11 protein-coding genes are annotated in these 12,408 nt (G+C 45.7%); 7 read left to right on the top strand and 4 right to left on the bottom strand.

Going from position 1 to position 12,408, the window contains the following annotated elements; genetic code table 11:
• Nucleotides 1-3 precede the first annotated feature (3 nt).
• On the bottom strand, nt 4-564 hold the full coding sequence (locus AHMF7616_RS26815; protein WP_199474299.1) for a sensor histidine kinase: 561 nt from the start codon (nt 562-564) through the stop codon (nt 4-6).
• Between the two features lie 8 nt (nt 565-572).
• Complete coding sequence (locus AHMF7616_RS26810; RefSeq protein WP_199474297.1) at nt 573-1,064, bottom strand: hypothetical protein; 492 nt, start codon at nt 1,062-1,064, stop codon at nt 573-575.
• A 226-nt stretch (nt 1,065-1,290) separates the two neighbouring features.
• Here AHMF7616_RS26810 and AHMF7616_RS21060 point away from each other — a divergent pair, with 226 nt between their 5' ends.
• Entirely contained in the window at nt 1,291-1,749 is a 459-nt protein-coding gene (locus tag AHMF7616_RS21060) for a hypothetical protein (protein ID WP_115374684.1), read from the top strand.
• Between the two features lie 176 nt (nt 1,750-1,925).
• Here the strand turns inward: AHMF7616_RS21060 and AHMF7616_RS21055 are convergent, their stop codons facing one another.
• Nucleotides 1,926-3,479 carry a M20/M25/M40 family metallo-hydrolase gene (locus AHMF7616_RS21055; RefSeq protein WP_115374683.1) on the bottom strand — a complete coding sequence of 518 codons (1,554 nt, stop codon included), beginning with the start codon at nt 3,477-3,479 and terminating at the stop codon, nt 1,926-1,928.
• 415 nt (nt 3,480-3,894) lie between these two features.
• Here AHMF7616_RS21055 and AHMF7616_RS21050 point away from each other — a divergent pair, with 415 nt between their 5' ends.
• From AHMF7616_RS21050 to AHMF7616_RS21035, 5 genes are all read left to right on the top strand, one after another.
• Nucleotides 3,895-5,001 (top strand): Gfo/Idh/MocA family protein, encoded by a 1,107-nt coding sequence (locus tag AHMF7616_RS21050; protein ID WP_115374682.1) that lies wholly within the window; start codon nt 3,895-3,897, stop codon nt 4,999-5,001.
• 44 nt (nt 5,002-5,045) lie between these two features.
• Entirely contained in the window at nt 5,046-5,222 is a 177-nt protein-coding gene (locus AHMF7616_RS26515) for a hypothetical protein (RefSeq protein WP_158546219.1), read from the top strand.
• A gap of 442 nt (nt 5,223-5,664) precedes the next feature.
• Nucleotides 5,665-6,171, top strand: coding sequence for a DUF6265 family protein (locus AHMF7616_RS21045; RefSeq protein ID WP_115374681.1), 507 nt, complete (start codon nt 5,665-5,667; stop codon nt 6,169-6,171).
• A gap of 274 nt (nt 6,172-6,445) precedes the next feature.
• Complete coding sequence (locus AHMF7616_RS21040; protein ID WP_233507690.1) at nt 6,446-6,961, top strand: DinB family protein; 516 nt, start codon at nt 6,446-6,448, stop codon at nt 6,959-6,961.
• A 210-nt stretch (nt 6,962-7,171) separates the two neighbouring features.
• Nucleotides 7,172-8,188 (top strand): glycoside hydrolase family 5 protein, encoded by a 1,017-nt coding sequence (locus tag AHMF7616_RS21035; protein ID WP_233507689.1) that lies wholly within the window; start codon nt 7,172-7,174, stop codon nt 8,186-8,188.
• A gap of 268 nt (nt 8,189-8,456) precedes the next feature.
• Here the strand turns inward: AHMF7616_RS21035 and AHMF7616_RS21030 are convergent, their stop codons facing one another.
• Entirely contained in the window at nt 8,457-10,121 is a 1,665-nt protein-coding gene (locus tag AHMF7616_RS21030) for a carboxylesterase/lipase family protein (protein WP_115374680.1), read from the bottom strand.
• Nucleotides 10,122-10,404: 283 nt separating this feature from the next.
• On the opposite strand from AHMF7616_RS21030, the gene AHMF7616_RS21025 reads away from it, so the two are divergent.
• Nucleotides 10,405-12,189 (top strand): ABC transporter ATP-binding protein, encoded by a 1,785-nt coding sequence (locus tag AHMF7616_RS21025; RefSeq protein WP_115374679.1) that lies wholly within the window; start codon nt 10,405-10,407, stop codon nt 12,187-12,189.
• The last annotated feature ends 219 nt before the right edge of the window (nt 12,190-12,408 follow it).

Raw genomic sequence — 12,408 nt, 5'->3', positions numbered from 1 at the left:
ACCTTAGAGTTCAACTATCAGCCTGGCCCAGAAGCAATCTTTTTTATCCTCCAGTTGCAGGCAATGCCGCGCCGGATAGAGTAGCTCTAACCGTTTTCGTAGATTACCGAGGCCTATACCGCCTTTACTTTTACTGCTCACCACCGGCGGTTTTGTATTTTCCACGATCACCGTTAAGGTAGATTGCCGCAACCCGATATTTACGGTTAGCCAGTTGTTTTCTCCAGGGGTATTCAGCCCGTGTTTAGCAGCATTTTCTACCAGAGGCAATAACAACAGCGGGGCAATTTCCTGACCGTTAAAGTTGGCGTTCACCTGTAAACTCATCGCTGAATTGCCATTAACCCGAAGTTGTTCCAGTGCAAAATAGTTGCGGAGGTAGGCCACTTCTTTCTCCAATAATACCTTTTCAGCGGTACTATCATATAACATATATTCCATCAGATCGGCTAGCTTAAGCACCACGTCCGGAGCCAACTCTGATTTTTTAAGCGTGAGCGCATACAGGTTATTCAGGATGTTAAATAAGAAATGCGGATTAATTTGGGCCCGCAGAAAATCCACTTCCGCATTTAGTTTTCGACCGTAATTTTTTGAATAAGCAGCTGCTGTCCGTACCAGTCCAGACTTAATTTAAGCGCGAGCATTAAACCCAGGTACCATAAAGTACTAAAAAAATTATACGACAAAGTTCCCAGTAACCGGCTGTCGCGCAAGGGGCCTACCACGTACCCGTACAAGTAATAATCGAACAAACTTTGCACCATTAAGTACCCAAGTACAGACAAGATAACCGCTATAAAATACGCCAGGTACTGTTTTTTTAAAAGGTAGCGCGGTAAAAAGTACTGAAGATTTAAGTAAGCGATTACGATCAGGAGCCCTACCCGGCCGGCTACACAAATTATAAAATAAGGCAAATTCGCTTTCTGAATCAGGTACTTTTTCTCATAAATAAAAAATCCGGTAATCAGTACCCAATAAGCGCTGTGGATCAAGGCGTATTTTAAAGAAACACGGCGATTGGAAAAAGGCAGCTTCAAGGTTCTATCCAGCAGATCCATCGGTACAGAGTAAAGAAGCGGTAATGGGGCTTGGTAAACTTTCGTGGTAAAGAAACAAAAAGTAAGAAGGCGGCGAAATTATATCGACCAGTTACTTAAATAATAGACGAATGTAATAATAAACAGCCCATATCTACTATTCTGGTAGTTGGTCTACTATTTTCCTGATTTATAATGCATTCGGTTAATTTAGGATAAGAATTTTAAAAAACTTAAAAATTATCCTATGAAAAAGATCAAAATCAATCAAGCGTTTATCAGGTTATTTACGCTGATTATTCTAAGCGGTGCTGCCTTTAGTTTCACCGCTAAGTTTGGCCTGGACAGTTACTCGATCTATCTGAACGATCAACTCCTTTTAAAACAATGGGTAAATCAGCCGTTGAACTTACGGGTGCTTCCGCTGCGTACAGCTAAAGATACCGATCAGCTGCGCATTCGTTATAACCATTGCACTATCAAAAACGGCGCGGGCACCAACCGCAGCGTTGCCCTGCAAGATGCGAAAGGTAATATAATAAAGAAATGGGAATTTGCCGATGCCACCGGATCGGATTTAAACATGACCATAGCTGTAAAAGAGCTACTAAAATTAGAAAAAACCCATGCCAATCAAGAGCTCAATCTTGTCTATACTGCCCGGGAACTACCGAAAGGAGAAATGCTTTCCATGCTTCAATTCTAGATTGAAAAGATGTGCCTGAAGGATAGAAGTAACCGATGGAAGAATTAGCATCTAGCGGTAGTTCTTAGACGAGAATTCAAGGTTTACCAAATAAAATTTTTAAAAAAGCGGCCTTCGAGAAGGCCGCTTTTTTATTAAGCTCAGAATAAGTGTTTTGTATAACCAACCCAATATCTTTAATCCAAACCACCTTTACGCGTGGGCTGCCGCAGCTCCGGCCAGGTACCCGGTTGCCCGGTTTGGGAATTAATCGGCAATACCGCTTTATCGCGGGACGTTTTATTCGGATCTTCGCTGGCCATGTACGCCAGAATAGCGGTTAAAATGGCGTTGCTCCGCACATCATCGAACACAATCTTATCGTAGGTATCGCGGTTGGTGTGCCAGGTGTAGGTGCCGTACGACCAGTTCAAAGAACTCAAAGAAAACGCGGGAACACCGGCCGCGACAAACGAAGCAAAATCCGACCCTCCGGTGCCCGGTGAACCCGGAAAACTGGTCTGAATTTGCGAACGAATTTCTTCGGGAACCTGGGTTAGCCAACGGCCCAGATACTCATAAGAATTTAAAAAACCCTGACCCGCTAAGTTCACTACCCGACCGGTACCGTTATCCTGGTTAAATACCGCCTGCACGTTCTGCACAACTTCCGGGTGGTCGGCCACAAAAGCCCGCGAACCGTTTAAGCCTTGTTCTTCGCTGCCCCAGTGGCCCACCAGAATGGTGCGTTTGGGGTTCGGGTACACTTTCTTTAAAATGCGCATGGCTTCCATCATGGTTAAGGTGCCCGTGCCATTATCGGTGGCGCCGGTGCCGCCGTCCCAGGAATCAAAATGCGCCGACAGGATGACGTATTCGTTGGGTTTCTCGGAGCCTTTGATTTCGGCAATGGTGTTAAAAGTAGGCACTACGCCTTTTTCCTTCGACTCGGTTTGCACCCGTATTTTAGGTTTATGACCCGATTCGGTGAGGCGGTACAGCAGGCCGTAATCTTCCAGCGACATATCTACGGTGGGTATTTTTTTAGTGTAAGCGGCAAATATTTTATTCACCCCAAAGCCATTCGACCAGTTACAGGTAACCACCCCGGCAGCGCCGGCTTTTTCCAGAGCTACGGGTAGGTTCCGCGTGGAACGTCCGGTTTTACTGATGCGGTTGCGCCAGGCTTCGGTTTGGGCAGCACGGTCGGCTTTCATTTTCTCGAAAGATTCTTTCTTGGCAAATTCCTGCCAGTTGTAATCCGGCCGACCGGTAGGCTGGTTCATGGAGATGAGGACAAACTTCCCTTTAACCGCGGGCAGCCATTTTTTAAATTCTGTGGAATCAGCCAGGTCCGGAATAATAATTAACTCGGCCGTTACGGCTTTTTTCATGCCGGGGCTCCAGGCCAGTTGCATGCCTTCCAGCGATTCAGTGCGCGGAGATACCAGGTCGATGTGGGATATGCCGCGTTCCCAGCCGCGCCACTCGCCCCAGTTTTCGTTACGGGCGCTAATGTTCCAGTCTTTGTATTTGGCTACCGCCCAGTCGCCGGCTTGTTTCATTTGGGGTGTACCTACCAACCGGGGACCAATCACGTCTATAAGTTCGTGGGCCAGCTTTTCGAGCTGTGAGTTTTCGTTTGCTTCTTTTACAATGCTTTCTACTACGGGATCTTTGGTTTGCGCCACGGCTATACTGCCGGGCAACAGAAATAAAGCGAGATAAAGAGATCGGAAGTATTTTTTCATGAAATAAACCTTAATTTTTAAGCATACCAACCAAAGCCCGAAGGTACAGAATTAATTAAAGCCAATCCCTGGAACTCTTCTAACCATTTTACCAAGTGCAGAAGCTTGTACAAATTTTCAGATAAGTTTATTCTGTTTAAGTTTAGGGAAAAGGCACAAAATACTTATCTTGGCATATTTTGATAAAAATTATAAGCAGAATAAACTGTGGGAGCAAGCTTGATACTGCGGAGCTAAATCGAAAAATTTAGAAATAACGATGCCGTGAAACAAAGCTATTTTACTTGCTTATGCGGAAACTTTTAACGTACTATTCTCCGGATTACTAACGTAACTAACTAGAAGCTTAGCGTCTAGTGTCTAGCATCTAATATCTTGATATTTGTGTCTTTATAAACTTTTAAAATTTAAAAATATGACTTTATTTTCTCGCCGAGACATTATAAAAACGATTGCGTTGGGCAGTGCTACCGCTATCTTTTCGCCGAACACTTTACTGGCCGCTACCCGTCCGCAAAAAGACCGGTTAGGCGTAGCACTGGTGGGCCTGGGTTATTACAGCACCGATTTGCTGGCTCCGGCTTTGCAGCAAACCAAAAACTGTTACCTGGCCGGCATTGTAACCGGCTCGCCCGATAAAGCCGAAACCTGGAAGAAAAAATACAACATTCCGGACAAGAACATTTACAATTACCAGAACTTCGATACTATTGCCAACAACCCCGATATTGACGTAGTTTACGTGGTGTTGCCCCCATCCATGCACCGCGAGTACGTGGAGCGGGCTGCCAATGCGGGTAAACACGTGTGGTGCGAAAAACCCATGGCCGTAACCTCGCAGGAATGCCAGGCTATGATTGCCGCCTGTAAGAAAAACAAGAAATCATTGGCTATTGGCTACCGTTTGCAGCACGAACCCAACACCAAAGAATACCGCAACATTGTACAGAAACAACTGTTGGGCAAAGTGCAAAAAGTAAGTTGCGCCGCCGGTTACCGCGAAGGCCGCACCGACCATTGGAAACAGAAAAAAGAAATGGGTGGTGGCGTGATGCACGACATGGGCGTGTATGCCATACAAGGCGCCCGCATGGGAACTGGTATGGAACCAGTTGCCGTAGCCATGGCGAAAACCTCCACCACCCGACCGGAAATTTATAAGAACGGCTTAGCCGAAACCGCGGTAGCTACCCTGGAGTTTCCGGGCGGCGTATTGGCCGATATTAAAACCAGCTTTGGCGAAAACGTGAATTTTTTAACAATTAATTGTGCCAAAGGCGAAATCAAGATGGAGCCTTACTCGGCCTACGCCGGCGTAAAAGGCAGCAGTCCGCTGGGTGAAATCAACCATCCGTACGAGCAACCGTGGCAGCAAGCCAACCAAATGGACGACGATGCCCGCACCATTATGCAAGGCAAACCCATGCCCGTGGGCGGCGAAGAAGGACTCCGCGACATCCGGATTGTAGAAGCCATTTACAAATCGGCTGCTAGTGGTAAACGGGTTAGTTTAACGGCTTGATTTGGTTGGAAAGTTGAAAGGTTGGAAAGTTAAAGGTTGAAAAAATGCTGCCGCCGCGAGCGTCTTCGCTCGTGGCTACCATGCGGAAGGCCTCTGGCCGGGCAAACGGATTAACCTTTCTTAAAAGCATAGCCGCCGGCAAGTTTCAATCGGCCAGAGGTCGGACGATAAGCATCACGAGCGTGGACGCTCGCGATAGATATAAATTTAAAATAACATAATTTATTCAGAGTCATTCAGGAGGAACCTATTCCGCTTCGTAGCGAAATAGGTTCCTCCTGAATGACTACTTTTTATTTTACGCTAATATTTTTAATTTTTTAAATTTTGTTAGCTATGCAACTAACAGCCTAAGCCAGGTGCAAAAGACGACGCTAAACTGTTCTGTTGTTCCGCGAGTTTTTAGCGTCTTGATTTTCGTTGGTTCTTTTTGTATCAAGACAAAAAGAACAAATACTTAAGCAATGAAACAACTTCACTCAGAGACCAAAGCCTCAGCCAATGCTATGCGAACGAAAACTTTTTCTGTATTGTAAAGCACGGAAAAAATCCGCACCATAGTTAATTAAATAAACTCTCATACTGAATTATTTTAATATCCACAGGCAATTAAAACCATTTTATATATTTAAATTTTTAAAATTTAACCAAACTTCTGCTTCTATGAAACGCATGTATGCCTTGTTATTCTTTTTTGTTTTCGCGGGGTTATTGCCGCAAGTGTATGCTCAAAGCCAACCTAAAGGCGGCTCCGTAGCCGATGTAAGCTTTATTCAGGGTAACTGGAAAGCGACTACCGCGGATGGCAGAAGCATTGATGGCGTGTGGGTAGCACCGGAGAATGGCAACATTATGGGTTCTATGCGCATGATGAAAGGTGGCAAAGCCGACATGTACGAAATACTTGTTTACGAGCAAACGCCGCAAGGTTTAGTGTCGCTGGTAAAGCATTTTGCCCCCGGCTTAATTGGCCACGAAGAAAAGGACAAACAAGACCGCTATAATTTTGTGGAAGCCAGCAAAGACAAAGCTATTTTTCAGAAAGAAGGCGAAGATCTCCGGATATTATACGAAAAGCGTTCGGCCAATCAGTTTGTGATTGCCCGCGGTAACCAGCAAGATGGCAAATGGGTGTTTAAAGATTTATTCGTATTCAACCGCACTAAATAAGTACTTCTTACAATATTTAAATTATTCAAAAGCAAACGCCTAACTACAACCATAAAGTAGTTAGGCGTTTGCCGTTAAATACCGGGCAGTAAAATTGATACAGGAGTTGTGGTAAGTAACAATTCAGGTAATCGCGCACAGATAAGCTCGGGTAGGTAGTCAGGTTATTAAAAATTCAAAAAAAATAAAAATTTAAAAAATACACTGCCATAGGGTTGTCAGTGGTGCTGTGGTTATTTGTAGTACCTAACAACTCTACTAAAATTTAAAAACTATGGCTGAAACACAAACGTTGTCCGTACTCGATTTACTACCCAAAGAACTGGCGCAGGAAGCTGAAACTACCCGTAAAATGCTGTCCCGCATCCCCGACGACAAGTACGACTGGCAACCGCACGAAAAAAGCATGACCATCCGGCAACTGGCTACGCACATTGCCGAATTACCTTCCTGGATAACCATGGCTTTGAACACCGAGGAACTGGATTTTAGTGCGCAACCATACAATCCAAAAAAAATAAACAATACGGCCGAGTTGATGCAGCTTTTAGAAGAATCTATTGCCGTAGGTACCGAATCTTTAAGTAAAGCTTCCGAAGAAGATTTATTGCCTACCTGGACTTTGCGCGACGGAGAACAAATTTTCGCCGTTTACACCAAATACGAAGTTATCCGGCATGCGCTCAGCCAGCTTATCCACCACCGGGCGCAGATGGGCGTTTACCTGCGCTTGTTAAACATTCCCATTCCGGGCAGTTACGGCCCGAGTGCCGACGAAATGAACTTCTAACCAGAGAGTAAAAAAATAACAACAAAGGGCTGCTTCTTAACTCGGAGCAGCCCTTTGCTTTTGCTGAAATTTTAAAATTTTTCCTTTCGCCCGGATTTGTTTTACCTGGTTTAAACCGGTAGGCAAAACATCCTCTATTATTTTTCATTCAACTACCTTAGCAATCTTTTTCGTGTTATCTTCCGGTTTAAATACTTTCCCCGACTACCAATGATTAAAAAGATTTCTTTGATTATGCTGGTTGGCCTGCTGCTGACCGGGAATTTTTCTTTTGCGCAAACCGCTGCTACCTTGCCACTGGTAAGTGTGCAAGGCAATAAGTTTGTAACGGCCGGCAATAAACCCATTGTTTTCAGAGGCCTGGATACCAGCGACCCCGACAAACTACAACGCGACGGTCACTGGAACAAAGAATATTTTGAAGCAATGAAAAGCTGGGGCGCCAATGTGGTGCGGTTCCCGGTTCACCCGAATGCCTGGCGCAAACAAGGAGAACAGAATTATATCAAACTACTCGACCAGGGCGTACAGTGGGCTACCGAATTAGGCTTGTACGTGATTATTGATTGGCACAGCATCGGCAATCTGCGCTCGGAATTGTACCAAAACCCCATGTACGAAACTACCAGAAAAGAAACGCTCGAGTTCTGGCGCACCATAGCCAAACATTACAAAGGCAATACCACCGTAGCGCTATTTGAACTGTTTAACGAACCTACCGTAATGGGCGGACAAGCCGGTACCTGCACCTGGCCGCAATGGAAAGAGATCATGGAAGAACTAATCGTGATTATCCGGGCCAACGGTTCGCAGGCGGTACCTTTAGTAGCCGGGTTTAATTGGGCCTATGATCTTACTCCGGTTTACCAAGATCCTATAAATGCGCAAGGCATTGCCTACGTCAGTCATCCGTACCCTATGAAACGCGAAAAGCCCTGGGAACCCCAATGGGCTTTGGACTGGGGCAACGTGGCCAAAAAATACCCGGTAATTTTAACCGAAATCGGCTTTTGCGGCCCCGATGATAAAGGCGCGCACGTGCCGGTTATTAGCGATGAATCGTACGGCGATGCTATTACCAAGTACGCCGATGCCAATGGTATTTCTTATACCGTTTGGGTTTTTGATCCGCAATGGGCCCCTATGTTGTTTAGCGACTGGAAATTTACCCCTACCCGCCAGGGCCGTTATTTTAAAGCGGCCTTGCAGAAATATGGCAAGCAGTAGATCGGCTGGCAGATAGAATTTTTAAATTTTTTTAAGAGGCTAATAAAGTACTAGCTGAATTTCGTCAATCAGAAGATCAATGTTTTTGCTAAGGAATTAAATGCTTTAAAATTTTACTCAACCACTGCCCATCATCCCCAACCCCATTCCAAGGGGACTTTTCCTTCAATTAGTGTAACTCCATGACATTAGCCAGAAGATTGGCATTCCACTAAAAGGGTAGAGACCACTTATGCGAGCTCTACCCTTAACTAAGAATTTTTAAAAATTAGGCCAAAGCTTTGCGCGCTTCGCGGTCGGGGTCGTTTTTAATCACGGGCACATCATCCAGGAACATGGTTTCGCCATTTTCGGGAGTGTAACGGGGCCAGGTAGGTAAACCGCCGCCATTCGGGTTGCCGGTACGAGCAAATTTTAAAAAAGAGTCCGCCATTTTAGCCGAAAGTTTTCGAGGGCGCGAACCGCCGCCCGTATGCGTATACATTAAATCGGTATTGTAAAACCAGAAGCTGATATCGCTGCAATGGAAGGCGCGCATGCGGTTATCGAATAAGGGTGGTTGCCAGCCAAACCAGGCCACGTACACCGGCGCTTTTTGCTTCGATTTCGCATTAGCCAGGGTTACTACATTCTGCCGGTTACTCACCGCCATCGACCAGATTTCAATGGGTTTTCTTTCGGGGAAAGCTTTGGCATACGAATCGATTACTTTGCTGGCATTTTCGCCAAACCGGTCTTTTACTTTTTCTTTTACAGCATCCAGGGTAATGTTTTCCAGCGAAGCATCGGAGCGGCTCGGCGACGACTCATTCAGTGTAGAACACAGTATTAACGGAACATCCGCGGACAGGGGAGAGGCTACCGGATCGAAAGGATGTTGCGTTAGGAAATTACCATCGGCTACCGGTGCCCAGCCACCGCCTCGCTTACCAGCGGCTTTCATTTCGTCGGCTAATTTTTTACTGGCCCGGGTGGCTATTTCGTAGTATTCTTTCCAGGGCAGCGTTTGTAGTTTATCAACCTGGTCGTTGGTTAAACCGGCTTCCTGTAATATATAAGCCCCTAGTTTTTCGGATGTTTCTTTTTCGGTAACTTTTAAAGTTGCGCCACTCAAGGCTACGCCTTTATGAAATAAGCCTTTCGCCGAAGGCATGGCCATTAAAGTACACACCTTACCGCCACCACCCGACTGGCCAATAATGGTAACACTGCCCGGGTCGCCGCCAAAGTTGGTGATATTGGCTTTTACCCATTCCAGGGCCGCTACGCAATCCAGCATACCCACGTTACCCGAGGCCGCGTACTTGGCAGCATTAGCGCCGGCAAAGTTGGCAAAGCCCATCGGCCCCAAACGGTGATTAATCGAAACATACACCACATCACCGCGGCGGCTGATATTTTCGCCGTGGTAACCGTCTTGCTCAATGGCGTTGCCGTTGGTATACCCGCCACCGTGCAACCACACGATTACCGGCCGTTTTTTACCGTCAGCGATTGCGGGTGTCCATACGTTCAGGCGCAAACAATCTTCGCTCACATCGTCGTAGTTCCAGTGGTCGATAAACGAACTTACCGGGTCGGCGTAGCGCTTTTCCATGTTTTGCGGCGCGGTATTGCCCCACCAGATAGCGGGCTTTACCTCGGTCCAAGGGTTTGGTTTTTTGGGCGGCATAAACCGGTTTTCACCGGAAGTATCGGCACCGTACGGAATGCCCAGATAAGTGTAAATGCCTCTGAGTTTAAAACCCCTTACTTTGCCATAAGCCGTATTGGCAATCGCGATTTTTTCGCCGATATACAAAATTTGTTCTTCTTCCTCCTTTTTTGCTTTCGCGGAACCTGCCAACGTGGGCAACGAAAAAGCAGAACTCAGACCTAAGGCGGTAGTGCCTAACCCAAGCTTTTGCAGGAAACTTCTACGGTTATTTGCCATGAATTTTAAAAATTTAGATGCGTTAAGATGAATGTTCAGTAGAAAAAGGCAAAGAGAACCACTCGCCAGAGTGATTCCGTTTTTTATAACCTCCAATTTAAGTAAATTACCGACACCAAAATAAACTTACCGTTCTTTTTAAATTTTATCCTGGTTTGAAAGTCAACTCGTTAGCTTTAACATTCAATTTAGAGACTAATGAAGAACTTTCGGGTGTCGATAACAAATTACAGAAGGTGCTGGTTACTTATAATTAATACCTTTTCCGCCTTAATCTTTCCGTATGAAACTGCTCTTTGAATATTTAAAACAATATAAGTGGTTAGTCTTTCTGGCCTTGTTGCTGGCGGCCATTAACCAAACTTTTTCGCTTCTGGACCCGCTTATTCTCCGGAAAATCATTGATGATTACGCCACCGCGGCGGTTACTAAAAAATTAAAATTATCGACCCCGGAGTTCTTTAAAGGAGCCGGTACCTTAATTTTACTGGCGATGGGCGTCGCCATGGTGTCCCGGATTGCCAAAGCTTTTCAGGATTACTACGTGAACGTAATTACCCAGCGACTGGGTGCCCAGATTTACTCCGACGGTTTGCGCCATTCCCTGGATTTACCTTATTCTGTGTTCGAAGACCAGCGCAGCGGCGAAACCTTGGGCAAACTGCAAAAAGTACGCATCGACGTCGAAAAGCTGATTTCCAACGCCATTAACGTGCTATTTACTTCCTTAATCGGGATTATTTTCGTGGTGGTGTATGCCGTTAACGTGTATTGGGTCATTGCGCCGGTTTATTTTTCGGCGGTGCCAATTCTGGGTATTTTAAGCTCAGTACTGAGTAAAAAAATTAAGGTAATCCAGAAAACCATTGTGGCCGAAACAACCGCGCTGGCTGGAGCTACTACCGAATCGCTGCGCAACATTGAGCTGGTAAAAAGTTTAGGCTTAGCCCAACAGGAAACCGTACGATTAAATAACACCACCGATAAAATTTTAAAATTAGAACTTAAAAAAGTAAAATACATCCGGAGTTTAAGCTTTGTGCAGGGCACCTGCGTAAACTTACTGCGCAACGTTATTTTGCTGCTCATGCTGTATCTGGTGTTTACGAACCGCATTACCGTAGGCGATTTTATTTCCATGTTTATTTACTCGTTCTTTATTTTCGGGCCGTTGCAGGAGTTGGGTAACATCATTAATATTTACCGCGAAACCGAAGTTTCGCTGGATAATTTTCAAAAAATATTAGATACTCCCAAAGAAGTAAAGCCGGCTCATCCGGTTACGCTACCCATTATTCAAACGCTGGCCTTCGAGAAAGTTAACTTTAAACACCAGACAGCAGCCAACCGGGCCTTGGATGGCATTTCTTTTAAAACCCGCTTAGGCGAAACCATTGCTTTTGTGGGCCCGTCGGGTTCCGGGAAAACTACCTTGGTAAAATTGCTGGTGGGCCTGTACAAACCGGAGCAAGGCCGCATTTTGTACAACAACGTACCGGGCAATGAACTGGACCTGGATAGTCTGCGCGAACAGATAGGCTTTGTTACCCAGGATACCCAATTATTTGCCGGTACCATCCGCGAAAATTTATTGTTTGTGGCACCGGATGCCACTGATACCGAATGTCTGGAAGCCCTCCGGAAAGCCGCCTGCCATACGTTACTGGCCCGCGCCGATAAAGGCCTGGACACCGTAATTGGCGAAGGGGGCGTAAAAGTTTCGGGCGGGGAAAAGCAACGCTTAAGTATTGCCCGGGCTTTATTGCGCAACCCTACTTTGCTGGTTTTCGATGAAGCAACTTCGGCCCTGGATTCTTTAACCGAAGAAGAAATCAGTAAAACGGTCCGCGATGTTTCGTTGAGCGCCAACCACATTACCATTTTAATTGCCCACCGCCTATCTACGGTACTGCACGCCGATTGCATTTACGTATTGGAACGCGGTAAAATTGCCGAATCGGGCAAACACCTGGAGTTACTCCAGCAAAAAGGTTTGTATTACGCCATGTGGCGCCAGCAAATCGGCGAACGGCACGAAGCAGCAGAAAAGCCCGCTTTAGCTATCTGAATCGCGGATTAAACGGATTTCACGGATTACGCAGATTATTGTCGGAACCTTGATTAAAAGATTAACTGGATGATGGGTAAATTAGAGAATGGATGATTTGGAAGCGCAAGATGAATTCGGAACGGTTTTCATGCTTTTGAGAAAACGCTTCTTCCGGAAAATTAACCACCTCTGTCCCTCCTAAGCTTAGGAGGGGAGCTTTTTATTAATACTGTTAAG

It is taken from the genome of Adhaeribacter pallidiroseus, from assembly GCF_003340495.1.
In the GTDB taxonomy this organism is placed as follows: domain Bacteria; phylum Bacteroidota; class Bacteroidia; order Cytophagales; family Hymenobacteraceae; genus Adhaeribacter; species Adhaeribacter pallidiroseus.
Note: the sequence above shows the minus strand (reverse complement) of the source record. Positions and strands in the feature narration are given on the sequence as shown.

What these genes read in the sequence shown, in the direction of transcription:
- AHMF7616_RS26810 (WP_199474297.1), bottom strand. Translation starts at nt 1,064, where the DNA reads ATGGATCTGCTGGATAGAACCTTGAAGCTGCCTTTTTCCAATCGCCGT.
- AHMF7616_RS21060 (WP_115374684.1), top strand. Translation starts at nt 1,291, where the DNA reads ATGAAAAAGATCAAAATCAATCAAGCGTTTATCAGGTTATTTACGCTG.
- AHMF7616_RS21055 (WP_115374683.1), bottom strand. Translation starts at nt 3,479, where the DNA reads ATGAAAAAATACTTCCGATCTCTTTATCTCGCTTTATTTCTGTTGCCC.
- AHMF7616_RS21050 (WP_115374682.1), top strand. Translation starts at nt 3,895, where the DNA reads ATGACTTTATTTTCTCGCCGAGACATTATAAAAACGATTGCGTTGGGC.
- AHMF7616_RS26515 (WP_158546219.1), top strand. Translation starts at nt 5,046, where the DNA reads ATGCTGCCGCCGCGAGCGTCTTCGCTCGTGGCTACCATGCGGAAGGCC.
- AHMF7616_RS21045 (WP_115374681.1), top strand. Translation starts at nt 5,665, where the DNA reads ATGAAACGCATGTATGCCTTGTTATTCTTTTTTGTTTTCGCGGGGTTA.
- AHMF7616_RS21040 (WP_233507690.1), top strand. Translation starts at nt 6,446, where the DNA reads ATGGCTGAAACACAAACGTTGTCCGTACTCGATTTACTACCCAAAGAA.
- AHMF7616_RS21035 (WP_233507689.1), top strand. Translation starts at nt 7,172, where the DNA reads ATGATTAAAAAGATTTCTTTGATTATGCTGGTTGGCCTGCTGCTGACC.
- AHMF7616_RS21030 (WP_115374680.1), bottom strand. Translation starts at nt 10,121, where the DNA reads ATGGCAAATAACCGTAGAAGTTTCCTGCAAAAGCTTGGGTTAGGCACT.
- AHMF7616_RS21025 (WP_115374679.1), top strand. Translation starts at nt 10,405, where the DNA reads ATGAAACTGCTCTTTGAATATTTAAAACAATATAAGTGGTTAGTCTTT.